Source organism: Bacillus sp. NEAU-Y102, assembly GCF_054788175.1.
The window spans coordinates 1,156,459-1,176,796 of record NZ_JBTWFK010000001.1 but is presented as its reverse complement, the minus strand read 5'-3'; the positions used below and the strand labels follow the sequence as shown (position 1 = coordinate 1,176,796).

General features: G+C 36.0%; 18 protein-coding genes and 2 riboswitches. Of the genes, 13 read left to right on the top strand and 5 right to left on the bottom strand.

Going from position 1 to position 20,338, the window contains the following annotated elements; genetic code table 11:
• Positions 1–8: 8 nt before the first annotated feature.
• The 9 genes from pstC to glcK all read left to right on the top strand — a co-directional run bounded on the left by pstC (position 9) and on the right by glcK (position 8,517).
• Complete coding sequence (gene pstC / locus ACYFX0_RS05930) at positions 9–959, top strand: phosphate ABC transporter permease subunit PstC (RefSeq protein WP_000940890.1); 951 nt, start codon at positions 9–11, stop codon at positions 957–959.
• Position 960: 1 nt separating this feature from the next.
• Positions 961–1,827: a phosphate ABC transporter permease PstA gene (gene pstA, locus ACYFX0_RS05925; protein WP_001242568.1), complete on the top strand. Its 867-nt coding sequence runs from the start codon at positions 961–963 to the stop codon at positions 1,825–1,827.
• A gap of 28 nt (positions 1,828–1,855) precedes the next feature.
• Positions 1,856–2,671: a phosphate ABC transporter ATP-binding protein gene (gene pstB / locus ACYFX0_RS05920; protein ID WP_000226681.1), complete on the top strand. Its 816-nt coding sequence runs from the start codon at positions 1,856–1,858 to the stop codon at positions 2,669–2,671.
• A gap of 286 nt (positions 2,672–2,957) precedes the next feature.
• The gene (phoU, locus tag ACYFX0_RS05915; RefSeq protein WP_000251245.1) at positions 2,958–3,614 is read left to right on the top strand and encodes a phosphate signaling complex protein PhoU; all 657 of its coding nucleotides are present in this window, start codon (positions 2,958–2,960) and stop codon (positions 3,612–3,614) included.
• A gap of 340 nt (positions 3,615–3,954) precedes the next feature.
• A complete protein-coding gene (locus ACYFX0_RS05910) occupies positions 3,955–6,309 on the top strand; it encodes a sugar phosphate nucleotidyltransferase (RefSeq protein ID WP_000679330.1) in 2,355 nt (784 codons plus the stop codon).
• 69 nt (positions 6,310–6,378) lie between these two features.
• Positions 6,379–6,528, top strand: a complete 150-nt coding sequence (rpmG, locus tag ACYFX0_RS05905; RefSeq protein WP_001265616.1) for a 50S ribosomal protein L33 — start codon at positions 6,379–6,381, stop codon at positions 6,526–6,528.
• A 103-nt stretch (positions 6,529–6,631) separates the two neighbouring features.
• On the top strand, positions 6,632–7,210 hold the full coding sequence (locus tag ACYFX0_RS05900; RefSeq protein WP_000656859.1) for a 5-formyltetrahydrofolate cyclo-ligase: 579 nt from the start codon (positions 6,632–6,634) through the stop codon (positions 7,208–7,210).
• 103 nt (positions 7,211–7,313) lie between these two features.
• The gene (locus tag ACYFX0_RS05895; protein WP_000253699.1) at positions 7,314–7,514 is read left to right on the top strand and encodes a YqgQ family protein; all 201 of its coding nucleotides are present in this window, start codon (positions 7,314–7,316) and stop codon (positions 7,512–7,514) included.
• Positions 7,515–7,533: 19 nt separating this feature from the next.
• Positions 7,534–8,517, top strand: a complete 984-nt coding sequence (glcK, locus tag ACYFX0_RS05890; protein WP_000391701.1) for a glucokinase — start codon at positions 7,534–7,536, stop codon at positions 8,515–8,517.
• Positions 8,518–8,597: 80 nt separating this feature from the next.
• Here the strand turns inward: glcK and ACYFX0_RS05885 are convergent, their stop codons facing one another.
• Positions 8,598–8,771: a DUF2759 domain-containing protein gene (locus ACYFX0_RS05885; protein ID WP_000524852.1), complete on the bottom strand. Its 174-nt coding sequence runs from the start codon at positions 8,769–8,771 to the stop codon at positions 8,598–8,600.
• A gap of 169 nt (positions 8,772–8,940) precedes the next feature.
• Between ACYFX0_RS05885 and ACYFX0_RS05880 the strand changes: the two genes are divergently transcribed.
• Entirely contained in the window at positions 8,941–9,570 is a 630-nt protein-coding gene (locus tag ACYFX0_RS05880; protein ID WP_000871230.1) for an MBL fold metallo-hydrolase, read from the top strand.
• Positions 9,571–9,579: 9 nt separating this feature from the next.
• On the top strand, positions 9,580–10,692 hold the full coding sequence (locus ACYFX0_RS05875; RefSeq protein ID WP_000525135.1) for a class I SAM-dependent methyltransferase: 1,113 nt from the start codon (positions 9,580–9,582) through the stop codon (positions 10,690–10,692).
• A gap of 143 nt (positions 10,693–10,835) precedes the next feature.
• Here ACYFX0_RS05875 and ACYFX0_RS05870 read toward each other — a convergent pair whose 3' ends face one another.
• The 4 genes from ACYFX0_RS05870 to metI form a co-directional block, all read right to left on the bottom strand.
• Positions 10,836–11,126 carry an ArsR/SmtB family transcription factor gene (locus ACYFX0_RS05870; RefSeq protein WP_000894377.1) on the bottom strand — a complete coding sequence of 97 codons (291 nt, stop codon included), beginning with the start codon at positions 11,124–11,126 and terminating at the stop codon, positions 10,836–10,838.
• A gap of 433 nt (positions 11,127–11,559) precedes the next feature.
• The gene (locus ACYFX0_RS05865; RefSeq protein WP_000379186.1) at positions 11,560–12,072 is read right to left on the bottom strand and encodes a cysteine hydrolase family protein; all 513 of its coding nucleotides are present in this window, start codon (positions 12,070–12,072) and stop codon (positions 11,560–11,562) included.
• Between the two features lie 166 nt (positions 12,073–12,238).
• On the bottom strand, positions 12,239–13,402 hold the full coding sequence (gene metC / locus ACYFX0_RS05860; RefSeq protein ID WP_016098968.1) for a cystathionine beta-lyase: 1,164 nt from the start codon (positions 13,400–13,402) through the stop codon (positions 12,239–12,241).
• Positions 13,399–14,511: a cystathionine gamma-synthase/O-acetylhomoserine thiolyase gene (gene metI, locus ACYFX0_RS05855; RefSeq protein ID WP_000103895.1), complete on the bottom strand. Its 1,113-nt coding sequence runs from the start codon at positions 14,509–14,511 to the stop codon at positions 13,399–13,401. Before metI ends, metC begins: the two co-directional genes overlap by 4 nt.
• Before the next feature lie 94 nt (positions 14,512–14,605).
• Positions 14,606–14,716, bottom strand: a riboswitch (SAM riboswitch).
• A 203-nt stretch (positions 14,717–14,919) separates the two neighbouring features.
• Positions 14,920–15,029: riboswitch (SAM riboswitch) on the top strand.
• A 70-nt stretch (positions 15,030–15,099) separates the two neighbouring features.
• Between metI and ACYFX0_RS05850 the strand changes: the two genes are divergently transcribed.
• Together ACYFX0_RS05850 and metH are read left to right on the top strand one after the other, a co-directional pair.
• Positions 15,100–16,932, top strand: a complete 1,833-nt coding sequence (locus ACYFX0_RS05850; RefSeq protein ID WP_000770367.1) for a bifunctional homocysteine S-methyltransferase/methylenetetrahydrofolate reductase — start codon at positions 15,100–15,102, stop codon at positions 16,930–16,932.
• Positions 16,932–20,330 carry a methionine synthase gene (metH, locus tag ACYFX0_RS05845; protein ID WP_044784483.1) on the top strand — a complete coding sequence of 1,133 codons (3,399 nt, stop codon included), beginning with the start codon at positions 16,932–16,934 and terminating at the stop codon, positions 20,328–20,330. The genes ACYFX0_RS05850 and metH overlap by 1 nt, the downstream gene beginning before the upstream one ends.
• Positions 20,331–20,338 lie beyond the last annotated feature (8 nt).

The following is a 20,338-nucleotide window of genomic DNA, read 5'->3' as shown; positions in this document are numbered from 1 at the left end:
TTTCATCTTTGGCTCATAATGACAAAAATCAAATTACATTTTCTGTACAACATTTGATTGAAAGAAATAAAAAGCAAAGAAAAAAAACGCAGCGAATCAATCGAATAGTACCTTTATTACTAAAAATAATTGCTAGCGTTTCTATTGTGACGACACTTGGAATTGTTTTTACGCTCTCTAATGAAACAATCATGTTTTTTCAAAAAATATCACTATACTCCTTTTTGACGGAGAAAGAATGGTTACCATTTTTTGAAGATCCTAAATTTGGTATAGTACCACTTATATGTGGAACGTTCCTTGTAACAGCGCTTGCTATGTTTGTGGCAATTCCTATCGGTTTAGCGTGTGCTGTATTTTTAAGCGAATATGCTTCAAATAGTGCACGGAAAATATTAAAGCCGATGTTAGAGCTATTAGCAGGTATCCCGACAATTGTATACGGTTTTTTTGCATTAACAATTGTTACACCGCTTTTACAAAGGATTATACCAGATTTACAGTTTTTTAATGCGATTAGTCCAGGAATCGTTATCGGATTTATGATGATGCCTACAGTTGCATCTCTATCTGAAGACGCGATGAGATCTGTGGCGAAAGGGACGAAAGAAGCTTCATTAGCACTCGGAGCGACGCGGTTTGAAATGGTAAAACAAGTGGTGTTTCCGTCCGCTTTTACAGGGATTATGGCAGCAATTATATTAGCGGCTTCTCGTGCAATTGGTGAAACGATGATCGTTGTAATTGCAGCAGGATCCACACCAAATGTATCGCTTGATCCGACACATTCTATTCAAACGTTAACAGCCTATATTGTGCAAGTAAGTTTAGGTGATGCTCCGCATGGAACGGTTACGTATTACAGCATGTATGCTGTAGGTGCAACTTTATTTATGTTTACTTTTATTATGAACATCATTTCGCAGTCTATTATGCGCCGTTTTAGGAGGATGACATAATATGCGAATGTTGAATCATAATAAAATACAAAAAAACATGGCATCACGCTTTTTAAAAGATCGAATTTACAAATTGTTATTTTATATAGCAATTTTATTTTCAATCGTAATTTTGTCTGTGTTACTGTTTCAAATTGTTGAAAAAGGCATAAGTTATCTTTCAATAGATTTCTTTACAAATTTCGCTTCACGTAATCCGAAAGAAGCTGGTATTGCTGCAGCTTTGTCAGGGACAATATTATTTATGAGTATTGTTATACCTGTTTCTTTTATATTTGGAGTTGGAACAGCTCTTTATTTAGAGCAATATGCGAAGGAATCTCTATTTAAAAAAATAGTAGAGATTAATAATCAAACGTTAGCAGGAGTACCATCCGTTGTATTTGGATTGCTTGGTTTAACTATTTTTGTATATGCTCTTCATTTAGGAGAGAGTATAGTTGCAGCAGCACTGACGATGAGTTTACTCGTCTTACCAACAGTTGTTGTGGCGAGTCAAGAAGCAATCCGATCAGTACCAAGTGTATTATTAGAGGGTTCTTACGGATTAGGTGCTACGAAGTGGCAAACGATGTATCAAATTGTATTGCCATATGCTTTTCCAGGGATTATAACGGGCTGTACGTTAGCGATATCAAGAGCAATTGGAGAAGCAGCACCACTATTAGTGATCGGGGCACTTGCGTTTGCGAATTATGTTCCATTTAGTATGTTTGATAGATTTACAGTTTTACCAATCCAAATTTTTAATTGGATGAGTAGGCCACAAGAAGAATTTCAGTATGTAGCAGCAGCTGGGATGATTGTTTTGTTAGGTTTGTTGCTATTTATCAATATATTTGTTTTATGGTTACGAAATCGAAAATAAGTTGGAAGTGGATGAAAGGGGAATTCAAATGGTAGCAACAGTAGTAAATGTACAGGTGAAAAACGAAGAGAAAATCGAGACTGCGCCAAAGAAAGTAGTATTTGATACGAAAAACTTAAATTTATGGTACGGGGAAGACCATGCTTTAAAAGATATTAATTTAAGTATTCATGAGAATGAAGTTACAGCCATTATCGGTCCAAGTGGCTGTGGTAAATCAACGTACTTAAAAACGTTAAATCGCATGGTAGAGTTAGTACCGATCGTTCGAACTACAGGTGTAATTGAATATAGAGAACGCAATATATTTGATAAATCATATCCAGTTGAAGAATTAAGAACACATGTAGGAATGGTGTTCCAAAAGCCAAATCCATTTCCAAAATCTATTTATGAGAATGTAGCATACGGTCCAAAAATCCATGGTATTCGTGACAAAAAGACATTAGATGAAATTGTTGAAAAAAGTTTACGTGGAGCAGCGATTTGGGATGAATTAAAAGATCGTTTGCACGATAATGCATACGGTTTATCTGGTGGACAGCAACAGCGTCTATGCATCGCACGCTGCTTAGCTATTGAGCCAGACGTTATTTTAATGGATGAGCCAACATCGGCATTAGATCCAATTTCAACATTAAAAGTAGAAGAATTAATTCAAGAGTTAAAGAAAGACTTTAGTATTGTTATCGTAACGCATAATATGCAACAAGCAGCGCGTATTTCAGACAAAACTGCTTTCTTCTTAAGCGGGGAAGTTGTGGAGTATACAGATACAAACAAATTATTTACGACTCCTTCAGATAAGCGTACAGAAGATTATATTACAGGTCGCTTTGGCTGATATCGTCGCAAAGCTAAGAGAAAATGCCCTCTTAACAGAGGGCATTTCTTATTTTTATCTCACTTTAATAGGGAAGTAATACTTCCTTTATTTTAAGTTTTATTACAAGTGTAAGAGGCTATGTAGGAGATTTATCCCGCTATTTGCGGGCAGTAAGACCGGATTTCAAAATTCAACAAAAGCAAAGAAGTTAGATGGCGGGCCGCCTGTAAAAGCCCGATTGATGAGGGTTGATTAAAGTTTCACTTTATATATAATGGCACATAATATTGAGGGGGAAGAAAAAATGGTAAGAGAACAGTTTCAAGGTGATTTAAAAGTGTTACAGCAAAAGGTAATCGAGCTTGGAGAATTAGCAAATGCGGCTTTATTGATTGCTATGGAAGGTCTGCATACAAGGGATGTAGAGAAAGCGTTAGAGGTCATTGATGGTGATTACCGCATGGATAATTTAGAAGAGGAAATAAACGATCTTGCACTTATGCTTATTACGAAGCAGCAACCTGTAGCAAGTGACTTAAGAAGGATCTTTATTTCAATTAAAACAGCGACAGATTTAGAGCGTATTGCAGATCATGCTGTTAATATTGCAAAGGCTACAATTCGTCTTGGGGAAAAAGAAGTGGCTGTTAGTTTGCACAACCTGGATGAAATGTTTGCGATTGCAAATGAGATGTTGCATTTAGCGTTAGAAGCATATGAACAAGAAAATTTAACTTTTGCGAAACAAATCGCTGAAATGGATGATTCTGTTGATGAAATATATGGAAAATCAATTCGTGAGTTTATATCTTCAGTTCCGGAACAACCAGAAGCAATTACGCAAATTACACAATTATCATTTGTGGCGAGATATATTGAGCGTGTAGCAGATCATATTACAAATATTGCTGAAAATGTCTTTTATTTAGTAAAAGGAAAGCATTATTTATTGAATGAGTAGGAATTAAAGCAGGTGATGAGAAATCACCTGCTTTTTTTAGTCAAAACATGACAAAAAAAGCTCGTTGTTTCCTTTAGTTTATGATGATAAGATGTATCATAATGTAATGGGAAAATTAGTATATATGTTGTTCGTTAATAAGTATTATTTATCAATTAATAGTAAGCGCTTTCTTTGAGTTTGAACCGTACGTTTTTATAGGTGGGACATTTAATTATAGGGTCTTTTAAATGAGGATTCGTTTAACTAATCAAGTTTATGCTGCTAGTTCATGTGGGATAGAGAATATACATATGGTATATGGAGCTACTGAACATTATATAAGTGGAGGCTGAAGTATATGAAGGGGGTTATTTTAGCTGGAGGAAAAGGAAGACGCCTTAGACCATTAACATGTAATACTCCAAAGCCGATGTTACCGTTATTAGAAAAACCAGTTTTAGAATACAATATTGAGTTATTACGCCAGCATGGTATTCGTGAAATTGCAATTACTGTTCAATATATGAGTACGACCATTAAGCAATATTTTGGTGATGGTAGTAAATGGGGAGTTAACTTGTATTATTTTGAAGACTCTCCTCCGCTTGGTACAGCAGGGAGTATTAAACAAGCAGAACAATTTTTAGATGAAACATTTGTTGTGATAAGTGGGGATGCATTAACTGACTTTCAATTATCAGAAGGAATTAGGTTTCATGAACAAAAGAAAAGAATAGTAACAATGTTTGTGAAAGAAGTAGAAAATCCACTCTCATTTGGATTGGTTGTAATGAATAAAGACCAGGAGGTTACACGATATATAGAAAAGCCGGGCTGGAATGAGGTAGTCTCTAATGTTGTGAATACAGGCATATATATTATGGAGCCAGAAATCTTTTCTTACATACCGCCTAGGCAATTTTTTGATTTTAGTCATGATGTGTTTCCGTTATTGGCAAATAAAAATGTGTTATTCGCATATTTGTCAGAAGGTTATTGGTTAGATATCGGCACATTTAATCAATATCGACAAGCACAATTTGATTTGTTAACGAAAAAGTTACAAGTACCTATTCCTTATACGGAAGTATTACCGATGGTATGGATGGGAGAAGGGGTGACGATTGGCAAAGGGACGAAAATTCATGGCCCCTCTTTTATTGGAGAAGGAGCAAAGATTGGTACAGGAGCTGTAATTGAGCCATATTCTATTATTGGGAAAAATAGTATCGTTTCAAATTATTCTCATCTTCAAAAAAGTATTGTTTTTGCAAATGCCCACATTGGGAAGTATTGTGAACTATTAGAAACGACAATAGGAGAGCGTACAATAGTTGAAGATGACGTTACACTGTTTCAAAAAAGCGTTGTAGCGGATCACTGTCATATTGGGAGAAGCACGGTAATTAAGCAAAAAGGAAAACTATGGCCTTATAAGGCCATTGATAGTCATTCGATAGTAGGAGCAGCTGGTATTCAAGAGAGTGAAATGAGTGCAGGTTGGTTACAAAAAAGCCGCATTGTAGGAAGAGGGAATGTTGAAATTACTCCCCAGTTTATCGTGAAGATTGCGATGGCGTATGGATCTCTTTTTACAAAAGGAGAGAGTATATTAATTGGAAGTCAAGAAAATATAGAAACAACCTCTTATAAAAATTTATTTTTACATGCTATTCATGGTATAGGGATTCATACGATGGAATGTAAAGAAATGAACGAGTCACTTTTTCAATATAGTGTTCATCATTTGCAATGTGCAGGTGGTGTTTTCATTCAAGTGGAGAATGAGAATGAGATTGTTATAAAGTTATACAGTCAAGCTGGCATGCCGTTAACGTATAAGCAGCAAAAAGAGATAGAACAAGTATATATGTCCGAATTGTTTTATTACGTACATGAGAAAGAAATGGGGCGTAATGAGCTGGTTCATGTTTCTATGAATGAGTATATAGAAGTTATATTGGAGCATATTGATATCGAGAAAATACAGATGCAGAAGTTTCATCTTCTTATTAATAAGAGAAATGATACGTTGCAACATTTACTTATGCTCTTTCTGCAAAGACTTGGTTGTACAGTTACATGGATTTATGCAAGCGAACAAAAAGATCATGTGAAAGCTTTGATGAAATCAAGTAAAGCGAATATGGCTCTTATGTTTTCTGAGCAAGGAAATCATTTCGAGTTATACGATAAACATAGTAATATTTACCAGGGTACAGATTTGGAAGAGGTAGATATTCCGGATTTCTTACTCGAATCGACAGGAAATATTTACCCGATGTCTTTGAAGTTAGGAGAATGTTATCTTCTATTTTATACGCAGGATGAAAGAAAGTCGTTTCAAGTAAGGTGGAAGCGAGATATTTTATATCGAATTGGAAAATTATTCGAGCTAATAGCATTGCAAGGAAAAACGTTTCTCAGCATAGTAGAGCAATCACCGCCGCTCTATTTACTTTATGATGAAGTGGTATGTTCATGGAATGAAAAAGGGGAAATTATGAGGAAATTATTGGATGATATAGAAAGGAAGGGAGAAGGTATATTTGAAGGAGTACAGTTCAAATATACTGAAAAAGAGTGGTCTTATATCGTTTCTGACACAAAACAACCAAAATTTTTAGTGTATTCACATGCTAGAAACCCAGTAATAGCAAGGGAAAACATGAAAAATCTTATAGAAAAAATTAGACAATATCAAAAGGTGTAGAATTTTTATTTTAAAAGTGGTATTATAGTATAGTCTGATTTAAGTTATTAGTACTGGAGGGAAATAAGAATGCGTGTGAATATTACTCTAGCATGTACAGAATGCGGAGATCGTAACTATATCTCAAAGAAAAATAAACGTAACAACGCTGAGCGTATCGAGCTTAAAAAGTATTGCAAGCGTGACAAGAAGTCTACGTTACACCGTGAAACAAAGTAAGCAGTAGGAATATTTTCCTACTGTTTCTTTTTTTATTCGATTCCTATGTTAAAAGTGATACACTATCATCATAGAGAAAAGTGTCACTGTAGGGGGGAAATGTGTGAAAGAAGAGAAAGTGCGTTTGCGTAAACAAATAATAGAACACATGAATTCTTTATCAGAAGAACAGTATACAACTTTATCAGAACAGATTGCATTTTTGCTGTATGCGCAAAAAGAGTGGGTTGAAGCTAAAACAATTGGAATTACTCTTTCAATGGAAAATGAAGTGAATACATATCCTATTATTGAAAAAGCTTGGGAAGAAGGAAAGAAAGTTGTAGTTCCTAAGTGTAATAAAGGAACAAGAACGATGTCCTTCCGGCAAATTAATAATTTTGATCAATTAGAAACGGTGTATATGAATTTACGTGAACCGATTCCCGGGCTTACGGAAGAAGTGAATGTGGATGGAATTGATCTTCAAATTGTGCCGGGCGTAGCTTATACAGAACGAGGAGAGCGAATTGGGTACGGCGGTGGCTATTATGATCGTTATCTCGTGCATTATAAAGGGAAAACGCTATCATTAGCGTATGGTTTTCAAATGGTAAAACACATTCCGGTAGAGCCATTTGATAAAAATATAGAAAAAATTATTACAGAAAAAGGAACAATGCTTATAAATGAGCTTGTCTAGACAAATAAAAATTGACGAGACTTTTTCTTCTTGATTATAATAAAATATGTGAACGTTTTCTTATTATAATTTTTTATAGTAAGCAAGCATAGAGGGTGATGAAATGGTATCTATTTATGATATTCAGCAATTGCTAAAGAAATTTGGTACGATTATTTATACGGGAGATCGAATTGCAGATTTACAATTAATGCAAGATGAATTGCGTGAATTAAATCAATCACAGCTAATCGATCCACAAGACTATCAAACAGCTTTATTTTTATTGAAGCAAGAAATTCAAAAAGAGCTAAATAAGAATTAGATAAAGGTAGGTAAGCAACATGGAAGAGAAATGGTTAGTTGGTGTTGACCTTGGTGGTACAACGATTAAATTAGCATTTATTAATGTATACGGTGAAATTTTACATAAGTGGGAAATCCCTACGAATACAGGTGAGCAAGGAAAACATATTACACTTGATGTTGCGAAAGCAATTGATAAAAAGCTAGAAGAATTAGGCGAATTGAAGAGCAAGTTAATTGGTATTGGTATGGGAGCTCCTGGCCCTGTACATGTGGCATCTGGAATGATTTATGAAGCGGTTAATTTAGGGTGGAAAAACTATCCGCTAAAAGATTTATTAGAAGTAGAAACAGGATTACCTGTTGTTATTGATAATGATGCAAACTTAGCAGCGCTTGGTGAAATGTGGAAAGGTGCTGGTGAAGGTGCAAAAGATTTAATCTGCATGACACTTGGTACGGGCGTTGGTGGTGGTGTAATCGCCAATGGTGAGATTGTACACGGCGTGAGTGGTGCTGCTGGTGAGATTGGACATATTACAGTAGTTACAGAAAATGCTTTCCCATGTAATTGCGGGAAGTCTGGTTGCTTAGAAACAGTAGCATCTGCAACAGGTATTGTACGTGTTGCTATGCAAAAAATACAAGAGACTAATAAAGAAAGCATGTTGCGTTCTATGTTAGCTGAAGAAGGACGTATTACATCAAAAGATGTCTTTGAAGCACTTGGACAAGGTGATGAATTAGCAGGCGAAGTAGTAGAAAAAGTAGCTTCTTATTTAGGATTAGCTGTAGCGAACCTTTCTAGTACGTTGAACCCAGAGAAAATTGTTATTGGTGGAGGCGTGTCTAAAGCTGGAGATGCGCTATTAGAACCAATTCAACGCTATTTCGAGCAATACGCTTTCTCACGTGCTGTAAAGAGCACGAAGTTAGCTATTGCAACACTTGGTAATGATGCAGGTGTTATCGGAGGAGCTTGGCTTGTAAAAAAGCACAAATACGAAGCGAAGATGATATAAGATGTGAAATATGAAAAGAGGAAGGGGGAACCCTTCCTCTTTTTGTGTGAAATCTCGATGAAGAATAAAGTGTAAACGAATTAAGCTGCTGGTGGATACCCGTTATATAGAACAGTCATGATCGTAAACCATCCGAAAACGAGTACAGTTGCAATTGCAAAGCCGCTCGCGAAAAAGTTTTTTTCACGAAGTGTTCTAAGCGTAGCAAATACAGCTAACAGAGTGACAAGTGTAAAAATAATAACAAGGCCCATACAATATCCTCCTCTGTCTACCCATTTCTTATTATGAGTTTTTGGAATATTTACTCTTTTATATTGTACATGTTTTAAAAATGATTGTCGAGATAGCATCCTTTCTTTTCCTCAGAGAAAGAAATGTTGTATCATTAAAAGTAAGTTTAATAACTGGAGGAGATTTCATATGAAATGGATACAAATGCCGTTAGGCCCATTGCAAACCAATGCTTATATTTTAATGAACGATCAAAAAGAGTGCATTATCTTTGACCCTGGTCATGAAGGTGAAAAGCTCGTTACATATTTACAAGAAGAACAATTAAAACCATTGGCGGTTTTATTAACACATGCTCACTTTGATCATATCGGTGCTGTTGATGCGGTAAGAGACGCTTTTTATATTCCTGTATACGTACATAAAGAAGAAGCAGATTGGTTAGGAGATGCAACTGTAAACGGCTCTCAAATTTTTATGATGAACCGCAGTATTACAGCAAAACCAGCGGATCATATTATTGATGCAGAAGGTACATTAACAATTGGATCATTTAATTTTGAAATTTTTGAGACGCCGGGACATTCTCCAGGAAGTATTTCTTATTATAGTAAAGAGGCGAATGCTGTATTCTCAGGAGATGTATTGTTCCAAATGAGCATTGGAAGAACAGATTTGCCTGGTGGAAGTTTTGCTGAATTAATTGGAAGTATTGAAGAGAAATTATTTGTATTACCAGATGAAACAGCGGTGTTATGTGGACATGGTCCAGAAACAAGCATTGGCTTTGAAAAAGAAAATAATCCGTTTTTACAATAAGGAGTCATTATGGGAATGGAGCTCATTTTAAGAGAATGGATGGGGAAAGAAAAGGATTATTCAATTTCATATAGTACGTATATGAACCTTGTATTGTATACAGAAGGTCATGGATATTATATGAAAGAACGTGAAAAGATTGGAAGAAAAGGGGATTTTTTTACAAGTAGCAATGTATCCTCTGTTTTTGCAAAAACTTTTGCTAAACTTTTTATTCGTCTTGTTGAAAATGGTGAAGTTGCTTCGAATATTTGTGAGGTTGGTGGGGGAACTGGAAAGTTTGCCTATGATGTTTTACAAGAATGGAAGCAATTATCTCCAAAAACCTTTATTGATTTAAACTATTCAATGATTGAAGTGAGCCCTTTTCATAGGAAATTACAGCAGGAGCAACTTGGCTCATTTTCTAATGTATCGTACTATACCTCCTATAGTGAAATGGGAGATTCTTTCGAGGGAATTCTTTTTTCGAATGAGTTGTTTGATGCATTTCCTGTTGAAATAATTGAGAAAAGAAATGGTATGTTGTATGAAGTACGTATTACATATACAGAGGAAGGAAACCTTTCAGAAGTATGTAGGCCGTTAGATAAAAGAATTGGTCGATATTTATTGAAATATAATATTCATATTGCTGAAGGGCAACGTTTTGAAGTACCAATTGTGATGGAGGAGTATATAAAAGAAATTGCGAAATGGTTTCAAAAAGGTATATGTATTACAGTTGATTACGGATACACAAAAGAAGAATGGATGCATCCAGCACACCGTGAAGGAAGTTTGCGAGGGTATTATCAGCATAAGCTAATACGAAACCCACTAGCGTATCCAGGTGAAATGGATCTTACTACTCATATTCATTGGGACGAGCTAACTGAGATGTTTAGTCTGCAGGGAATGAGTGCAGTATGGCATAAGAAACAATCTGAGTTCTTGTTAGCTGCAGGAATATTAGAACAGCTTACGAGCCATCAAGATACGAATCCTTTTTCTGAAACGCAAAAAAAAAATCGAGCAGTTCGTTCTATGATTTTGAATGGAGGAGTAGGGAGTGCGTTTGATGTTGTTATACATACAAAAGATATGCAACATTTGCATTTGGAGCGGTATGTAACAATATAAAAAAACAAGACACAGTATATACTGTGTCTTGTTTTTTAATACGACTTATGTAGTATTATATATTTCCTCTCATGATATATATTTATATTAAAGATATGAGATGAAAAATATAGAATACGTTCTTTTTCTTCGATTATTAGTCCCTAACCTAATAATACGCGAACGAGTTGAATTATTGTTTCGTTCTCTACTTTGTAATAAATTTCCAATCCTTTTCTTTCACTAGAAACGATTTTAGCGCTTTTTAATTTTGCTAAATGCTGTGAAATTGTAGATTGTGGCATGTTTAAGCCAGTATACATTGTAGAAACGTTGCTTGGACCGCGCTCAATTAATCCTTTTACGATACATAAACGAACAGGATGAGCTAGTACTTTTAATAATTCTGCATTACTTTCATATAGTTCTAATTCTTTTTGAAAGGTTTCTAACATGTTCTTTTCCACCTCCGTGTGAGCTATTATACCATACTATACATACCAAAAATTTAAAGAAAAGAAAATAGTTGTTGCAGAAAAAAAGTCCTAAAGTAAAGAAATTGTAAGAAAAGAGACCCTGATGTAAATAAAATAGGTAAATTAGCACGTTTTTGTAAAATAAAATTTTTGGGTGAAAATTTCGATGCGTTTTAAAAATTGAAAGATATAGATATATTTGTAACACAATTTTATCATGATTTTCTTATTCTTTCAAATGAATATACAAAATTTTTAAAATAATATGACAAAGGAATTGTAATGATATATATAGAATATAAAACAGTTTAAAAGAAAAGAAGCTGAATGTAATTCGCTTCTTTATGATGATAACGAAATATTTGATTACAGCTGATAAATCTTAGGATAATCAAGTCATTAGTCATTTATTCTAAAATTCATCTTTTAGCAACGTTAAAAACCTGTGATTCCATATGTTCTCGTAAAAATCAATCGTCTCTTTTGCGGACATAAAAGGATTCTTCAACGTAGAGGTTGTTTTCTGTGCCATAAAGTTTTCGTATCCCAGTCCGTGGGCAAACTTAATCGTAGCATCCATACAGTACTCTGTTTGGGCACCACAAAATTCAATGCGCTTTACAGATAATTGATCTAAAATTTCTTTTAAGTTTGTTTTATAAAATGAATTTGCATGTGTTTTTCTTACAAAAAAATCTTGTTCTTGAACATCTAGATCGGTATGAATAGCCCAATTTTCTTTCTCGGGTACTAAATCATCATCACAATGTTGAACAAAAAGGATTGGTTTATTTAATTTTCTGTATGAAGAAATTCTTTGATTTACTTTTGTTAGTAAGTTCTGTAAATCAAATAAATGCTCTCCGCTATAACATACTCCATTTTGTAAATCGATAACGATTAAAATATCTGTACAAGTATCCATTATTTTTGCTCCTTTTTATTTCTTAATATATCAATTAATCCATTACTTGGAAATAGATAAAAATTTTATTTTTTAATGAACTATATAGACAGAAAAGCACTAAAACGAGTATGGTAGACAGCATAAAAAAAGATATGAAAACTTAATTTCATATCTTCTATTCATTCTATGCATTTACAGGTTCTTCTACATAAGAAAGGGCATTTTCAAAATCGGATATTAAATCGTCAACATTTTCAAGGCCAACTGATAACCGAAGTAATGAATTAGAGATCCCTCTTTCATCACGAGCTTCTTGCGACAGTGCTGCATGTGACATTTTTGCTGGGTAAGAAAGAATTGACTCTACCGCTCCTAAACTAACTGCAAAAACGGGTAATTTTACTTTTGACAAAAATTGGCGGAGTGCATCTTCTGACTGCAAAGTAAACGATAAGACCGCTCCAGCTGATGTTGCTTGAGATTGTTGAATATTAAATCCGAGATGCGTTTGTAATCCAGGATAATAGACATTTTGTACTTTAGTGTGCTCTTGTAAATAATGTGCAATTTTATTGGCATTTTTAGCTGAATGCTCGAGGCGTACATGCAATGTTTTTAGGCCACGAAGTACGAGAGAACAATCTTGAGGCCCTAAAATAGCACCGAATGCATTTTGTAAAAATCCAAGCTTTTGAGCGAGTTCTGCATCTTTTACTACTGCTAATCCGGCAGTAACATCACTATGACCAGCAATAAATTTTGTAGCACTATGAAGAACGACATCAGCTCCAAGTTCAAGTGGTTTCTGGAATAGTGGTGTCAAAAAAGTATTATCAACAAAAGTAAGAGCGCCAATAGATTTTGCAAGTTTAGAAACTTCGCGGATATCTGTCACTTTTAAAAGTGGGTTAGAAGGTGTTTCTACATAAAAGAGCTTTGTATTTGGTTTAATGTTTTGTTTTATTTCTTCTAAATTGGTCATATCAACAAATGTATGTGAAACACCGTAACGGGAGAGTACCTCAGTTATCACTCTGTAAGTGCCTCCGTATACATCTTCTGAAATGAGTACGTGATCACCTTGTGAAAGAAGGAGGAATGCAGTGGAAATCGCTGCAATGCCTGATGCAAAGGCGAATCCCTTTGTTCCACCTTCTAATAAAGCAATGATATCTTCAAGAGCTTCACGAGTTGGATTTCCTGACCTGCTATAGTCATATTTTCCGAACGTATCTACATCAAACTGGTGAAAAGTTGATGTGTTATAAATGGGAACGTTCACAGCGCCCGTTTGTGAGTCATGTTTATATTGGTTGTGTAGTAAGAGTGTATCTATAGAATAGCTCATATTTTTACACCTTCTTTTACGAGTTTAATGGCTTGCTTTAAGTCTTGAATTAAATCGTTACTATTTTCAATGCCAACGGAGAATCGAAGAAGACGATTGCATACACCGTTTGCTGTTCTAATATCTTCAGGAATATCAGCATGTGTTTGCGTTGCTGGATAAGTCATTAAACTTTCTACACCACCAAGACTTTCTGCAAATGTAATTAAGGATAAAGATTGTAAGAATGGATTAATCCAAGCTTCATCTTTAAGGCGGAATGAAATCATGCCGCCTCTTCCTGGATAAAATACATCTGTCACCCCGTTTTCATCATTTAAATATGCAACAACTGCTTTCGCATTTTCTTCATGTTGTCTCATGCGAAGCGCTAACGTTTTCATACCGCGAATTAATAACCATGAGTCAAATGGGCTTAAAACCGCGCCTGATGCATTATGATAATGAGCGATTTCCTCGCAAAGTTCCATTCCTTTTGCAACGACAAGTCCGCTTAGTACATCGTTATGTCCCCCTAAATATTTCGTTGCGCTATGGAGTACAATGTCAGCACCTTCTGTTAATGGTTGCTGTATATAAGGTGTGTAGAATGTGTTATCTACAATAAGAAGTAGTCCGTGCCTTTTCGCTACAGTTGCGACAGCAGCAATATCAGTAACTTGCATTAATGGATTAGTTGGAGTTTCTATGAAAATAGCCTTCGTTTCAGTTGTGATAGCTTGCTCAATTTGTTTAATAGATTGTGTATTTACGTATCTACATCGAACATTCCACTTTTTTTCGTGCTCAGAAAATAATCGATACGTTCCTCCGTATAAATCTTCAGATACAATAAGTTCGTCTCCAGAGCGGAATAGAGAAAGGACGAGGAGAACAGCCGCCATCCCTGAACTACAGGCATAACCTTGTTCGCCATATTCTAAGTCTGCGATCGCCTGTTCTAAAAGACCGCGAGTTGGATTGCCAGTTCGTGAATAGTCAAAGCCAGTAGATTTACCAATTCCTTCGTGACGATAAGCGGTTGAGAAATAAACCGGTGGATTAACCGTTCCTGTTGTAGTTTCACTGCGATTTCCGATTTGTGCTAGTTTCGTTTCGATTGTTGACATGTGAAAATTCCTCCTTTTTAAATTGAAACATTAAGTGAATATAAAATAAAAAAAGCCTTCTAAGAAGAAGGCTTTCGGTTTGAATAGAGTCTTCTTCTCATCTGTCAAATCTTTCACAATTTGCTGGAATTAGCACCTTATTAACAAACTGTTAATGGTTGCTGAGGCGTCATAGGGCCAGTCCCTCTACCTCTCTAGATAAGAATGTTCGTATGAAATTTTTATTATGTTTTTAACTTTACAACAAAAGATAATTGAATTGCAAGTTTATTTTAAATAATTTTTATTTTTCCGCAAGTATCATTGACTTTTACTTTTGTGCATGCTAAATTTATTAAAAAATTAACAAACATTGTTAAAAGGGGAACGCATTTCCTTTTAGCTACATAAATAAAATAATAAAGACAACTCTTATTGAGAGCGGTGGAGGGAAAGGCCCTGTGAAACCCGGCAACCTTCAAACGAAATGTTTGAAACGGTGCTAATACCTGCAAAACGAATGTTTTGCATAATAAGAGGAGGAACGATTATGTCCCCCTCTTCAAAGTGAAGAGGGGGTTTTTATATTGATAGAAATGAGGGAGATTCGTGAAATTACTAGATTTATTATCAAAAGGAATTGTAATAGGTGATGGTGCGGTTGGGACGTTATTGCATTCACATGGTTTGCAAAGTAGCTTTGAAGAATTGAATGTATCTGATCCAGACTTAATTATATCGATTCATAAACAATATGTAGCTGCTGGAGCAGATGTAATTCAAACGAATACGTATGGGGCAAATGAGACGAAATTACGTATGTATGGTTTAGAAAATCAAGTTACAGAAATTAATAGAGCGGCAGTAAAACTGGCGAAAGCATCTGTTACAGACAGAAATGCAATTTTAGGAACAATTGGTGGTATGAAACACATCGGAGCCGTTACAACGACTGATATGGAAAGGGAGTTTATGCTACTTGAACAGGCAGGGGCTTTACTAGAAGAGCAGGTTGATGGATTACTATTAGAAACTTTTTACGATGAATTTGAATTACTTCATGCCGTTAAAGTATTGCGTAAGCAAACGAATATTCCAATTGTTGCTCAATTAGCGTTACATGAAGCAGGTACGACTCAAAATGGAAATGATGTCAATGAAATATTAAAGCAACTTATAGATTGCGGTGCAAATGTTGTTGGATTGAATTGTCAACTAGGGCCGCTTCATATGACGGAAGCTTTCAAAATGATATCGATTCCGCAAAATGGCTATTTATCAGCATACCCAAATGCAGGTCTCCCGAATTATGTGGAGGGACGTTATGTATATGAGGGAAGCCCAGCTTATTTTGAAGCGATGACACCGAGATTTATTGAGCAAGGTATTCGATTATTGGGTGGTTGTTGTGGTACGACTCCAGAACATATTCAAAGTATGAAGCGCGCTGTTGCGAATATTACCCCTGTAATAGAAAAAGACACGATTCAAAGGCCGAAAGTCGTTCATACGCATGAGAAACGTTCGAAGGCTCACGTCACTCTAGCAGAGAAAGCGAAAAAACAAACGACAGTTGTAGTGGAATTAGATCCACCGAAAACGTTAGATACACAGCGTTTTTTTGAAGGAGCAAGAGCGTTAAAAAGAGCGGGAGCAGATGCTATTACTCTAGCAGATAATTCATTAGCATCGCCTCGCATCTCGAATATGGCAATGGGTGCGTTATTAACCAAGCATGATATCCCAGTATTGACACATTTAACGTGTAGAGATCATAACGTCATTGGACTACAATCTCATTTGTTAGGTTTATCGGCGTTAGGGATGGAAGAAGTGTTAGCTTTAACTGGTGATCCAGCGCGCGTTGGTGATTTTCCCGGTGCAACTTCTGTATATGATTTATCCTCTATTGAGCTCATTAAAATGATTAAAGAAATGAACGATGGACGTTCAATTTTAGGGAAATCAATTGGACCGGCGACAAGGTTTTCTGTAGGCGGCGCATTTAATCCTCACGTGAGGCACTTAAAAGCAGCGGTTAAGCGAATGGAACGAAAAATAGATGCTGGAGCGGAGTATTTTTTAACTCAGCCAATTTACGATATCGCGCTAATTGAAGAAGTGTATGAAGCGACAAAGCATTTGGAACAACCTATTTTTATTGGAATTATGCCGTTAGTAAGTAAGCGGAATGCAGATTTTCTTCATTTTGAGGTGCCGGGTATTACTCTTCCTGAAGAAATAAGAGAGAGAATGGATGGACACGAAACGAAAGAGGCAGCAATTGAGGAAGGGATTCGCATTTCGCAAGAATTAATCGACATAGCGATGAAATATTTTAATGGTATTTATCTTATTACACCATTTTTAAAGTATGAAATTACAGAACATCTTGTTAAATATGTAAGAGAAAAGCAAGAAGTGAAAGAAGGTATTAATTGATGAAGTGTATAGAAGAAAAATTACAGAATAGCATTTTAATATTAGATGGGGCAATGGGGACAATGATTCAGCAAGAGGATTTAACTGCTGAAGATTTCGGAGGAGAAGAGTACGAGGGCTGTAATGAATATTTAGTAGAAACAAGACCAGACGTTATTTTAAAAATTCATAAAGCTTATATTGAAGCTGGAGCGGATATTATTGAAACAAATACATTTGGGGCAACGAATATTGTACTAAGTGATTATGAGCTGTCTCATTTAGATGAAGAACTAAATGAAAAGGCAGCACTTTTGGCGAAGCAAGCTGTTAAAGAAAGCGGGAAGGAAGTATATGTTGCGGGAGCAATGGGACCAACAACGAAAGCAATTAGTGTTACAGGTGGTGTGACTTTTGAAGAATTGATTGAGGCTTATACAAGGCAGGCACGAGGATTGTTAAAAGGAGAAGTTGATGTATTACTCGTTGAGACGAGTCAAGATATGCGTAACGTGAAAGCAGCTTATATTGGAATTCAAGCTGCTTTTGAAGAAATGAAAAAAACGGTTCCTATTATGATTTCAGGAACGATTGAGCCAATGGGAACGACTCTGGCTGGGCAAACAATTGAAGCTTTTTATTTATCAGTAGAACATATGAAACCATTATCTGTTGGATTAAACTGTGCGACTGGTCCGGAGTTTATGAGGGACCATATTCGTTCACTATCTGATTTATCGGAGTGTTACATTTCTTGTTATCCAAATGCAGGTCTTCCTGATGAAGATGGACATTACCATGAATCTCCATCTTCTCTTGCTGAAAAGGTGAAGCGATTTGCTGAAGAAGGATGGGTTAATATTATCGGTGGTTGTTGTGGCACGACACCAGAACATATAAAAGCAATGAAATCCGCGCTAGCATCTCTTAAGCCTCGTGACCATCATGAGAGAGAAGGACATGGAATTAGTGGATTGGAGGCACTGCAATACGATGAGTCTATGAGACCGTTATTTGTAGGTGAAAGAACGAATGTTATTGGATCACGTAAATTTAAACGATTAGTAGCAGAAGGGAAATTTGAAGAGGCTGCTGAAGTGGCAAGGGCGCAAGTGAAGAAAAATGCTCATATTATTGATATTTGTATGGCAGATCCTGATCGTGATGAAATAGAAGATATGGAGAAATTTTTGACAGAAGTTACGAAAGTGTTAAAAGTACCGATTATGATTGATTCAACGGATGAAAATGTTATGGCAAGAGCACTTACTTATATTCAAGGAAAAGCTGTTATCAACTCTATTAATTTAGAAGATGGAGAAGAGCGTTTTGAAAAGGTAACACCGCTTCTTCGTAAGTATGGTGCTGCAATTGTAGTTGGTACAATCGATGAAGATGGTATGGCAGTAAGTGCTGAAAGAAAATTAGAAATTGCAAAAAGAAGTTACGAATTATTAACGACGAAATATGGAATACGTCCGTCAGATATTATTTTTGATGCACTTGTGTTTCCAGTAGGGACAGGTGATGAAGAATATATTGGTTCAGCGGCAGCGACTATAGAAGGAATTCGTCTTATTAAAGAAGCGTTACCAGAGTGTTTAACGATTTTAGGTGTAAGTAACATATCATTTGGTTTACCACCAGCTGGACGTGAAGTATTGAATTCCGTCTTTTTATATCATGCTACGAAGGCTGGATTAGATTACGCGATTGTTAATACGGAAAAATTAGAACGCTATGCGTCGATTCCAGAGGAAGAAAAACACCTTGCAGATGCATTACTGTTTGAAACGACTAAAGAGACGTTAGAAGAATTTACAAACTTTTACCGAGTCGCTAAAAAGAAAGATGTCGTTGTGCAAGAAACGTTAACGCTTGATGAAAGACTAGCAAATTATATTGTAGAAGGTACGAAACAAGGATTACACGAGGATTTAAGTCTTGCACTTGAAGAAGGAAGAAAACCTCTTGATATTATTAACGGTCCGCTTATGACAGGGATGGACGAGGTAGGACGACTATTTAATAATAATGAACTTATTGTTGCTGAAGTATTGCAAAGTGCCGAAAGTATGAAAGCTGCTGTAAGTTATTTAGAGCCATATATGGAATCTAGTGATAGTGCGAAAAAAGGGAAAGTATTATTAGCAACTGTAAAAGGTGACGTGCATGATATTGGGAAAAATCTCGTTGAAATTATTTTAGCGAATAACGGATATGAGATTATTAATTTAGGAATTAATGTACGTTCAGATCGAATTGTTCAAGAAGTACAAGAAAAGAATCCGGACATTATAGGACTTTCAGGTTTATTAGTAAAATCAGCGCAACAAATGGTAACGACTGCTGAAGATTTAAAAGCTGCAAATATTGATGTTCCCATTGTTGTAGGTGGTGCAGCATTAACGAGAAAGTTTACAGATAATCGGATTTCACCATCATATAAAGGGCTCGTTTGTTATGCGAGTGATGCGATGACGGGGCTCGATATTATTAATAAGCTTCAAAAAGAAGAAGAGCGTGAGAAGATGAAACAGGATAAGAAAGAACGGCATCTTCATATCGTAAAAAAAGAGGAGAAGAAAGTAGAAATTCCAGCAGTAATTGAGCCATTACCAAAGGCTGAGGTTATCGTGCCTGATTCAACAAAACGAATTGTATTACGCGATATTCCCGCCCTTCATCTCGCTCCATTTTTAAATAGACAAATGCTACTTGGGCATCACCTTGGATTAAAAGGAAATGTGAAGAAGCTTTTGAAAGAGGGAGATAAGAGAGCGCATGAATTAAATGATTTAATAGATGAATTATTGCAAGAAGGACAATCTTGGTTAAAGCCAAAAGCAGTGTATCAATTTTTCCCAGCGCAAAGCGATGGACAAAACATTGTAATATATGATCCAGAAGATCATACGCGTGTTATAGAGCGTTTCACGTTCCCTAGACAAGGAAAGGCCCCCTATCGTACTTTAGGCGATTATTTGCGCCCAATTGGAGATGAGATGGACTATGTTGCTTTCTTATCTGTTACGGTTGGGGAAGGAGTTCGGGACATTGCTGAAGAGTGGAAGGCGAAAGGTGATTACTTACGTAGTCATGCCATTCAATCGTTAGCGCTTGAATTAGCAGAAGGACTTGCTGAAAAAACACATATGCTCATTCGTGACCGCTGGGGCATTCCAGACTCACCTGAACTGACGATGGAAGAACGTTTCCGTACGAAATATAGAGGAATACGCGTGTCATTTGGTTATCCGGCGTGTCCAGAACTTGCAGATCAAGAAAAGCTATTTCGCTTAATTCATCCAGAGGAAATAGGTATTTCATTAACAGAAGGATTCATGATGGAGCCAGAAGCGTCCGTAACGGCTATGGTATTTTCTCACCCTGAGGCAAGATATTTTAGTGTATTATAGTCTAGAAG

Coding starts and splice junctions, on each gene's coding strand:
- pstA (WP_001242568.1), top strand. CDS start 961: ATGCGAATGTTGAATCATAATAAAATACAAAAAAACATGGCATCACGC.
- pstB (WP_000226681.1), top strand. CDS start 1,856: ATGGTAGCAACAGTAGTAAATGTACAGGTGAAAAACGAAGAGAAAATC.
- phoU (WP_000251245.1), top strand. CDS start 2,958: ATGGTAAGAGAACAGTTTCAAGGTGATTTAAAAGTGTTACAGCAAAAG.
- ACYFX0_RS05910 (WP_000679330.1), top strand. CDS start 3,955: ATGAAGGGGGTTATTTTAGCTGGAGGAAAAGGAAGACGCCTTAGACCA.
- rpmG (WP_001265616.1), top strand. CDS start 6,379: ATGCGTGTGAATATTACTCTAGCATGTACAGAATGCGGAGATCGTAAC.
- ACYFX0_RS05895 (WP_000253699.1), top strand. CDS start 7,314: ATGGTATCTATTTATGATATTCAGCAATTGCTAAAGAAATTTGGTACG.
- glcK (WP_000391701.1), top strand. CDS start 7,534: ATGGAAGAGAAATGGTTAGTTGGTGTTGACCTTGGTGGTACAACGATT.
- ACYFX0_RS05885 (WP_000524852.1), bottom strand. CDS start 8,771: ATGGGCCTTGTTATTATTTTTACACTTGTCACTCTGTTAGCTGTATTT.
- ACYFX0_RS05880 (WP_000871230.1), top strand. CDS start 8,941: ATGAAATGGATACAAATGCCGTTAGGCCCATTGCAAACCAATGCTTAT.
- ACYFX0_RS05875 (WP_000525135.1), top strand. CDS start 9,580: ATGGGAATGGAGCTCATTTTAAGAGAATGGATGGGGAAAGAAAAGGAT.
- ACYFX0_RS05870 (WP_000894377.1), bottom strand. CDS start 11,126: ATGTTAGAAACCTTTCAAAAAGAATTAGAACTATATGAAAGTAATGCA.
- ACYFX0_RS05865 (WP_000379186.1), bottom strand. CDS start 12,072: ATGGATACTTGTACAGATATTTTAATCGTTATCGATTTACAAAATGGA.
- metC (WP_016098968.1), bottom strand. CDS start 13,402: ATGAGCTATTCTATAGATACACTCTTACTACACAACCAATATAAACAT.
- metI (WP_000103895.1), bottom strand. CDS start 14,511: ATGTCAACAATCGAAACGAAACTAGCACAAATCGGAAATCGCAGTGAA.
- metH (WP_044784483.1), top strand. CDS start 16,932: ATGAAGTGTATAGAAGAAAAATTACAGAATAGCATTTTAATATTAGAT.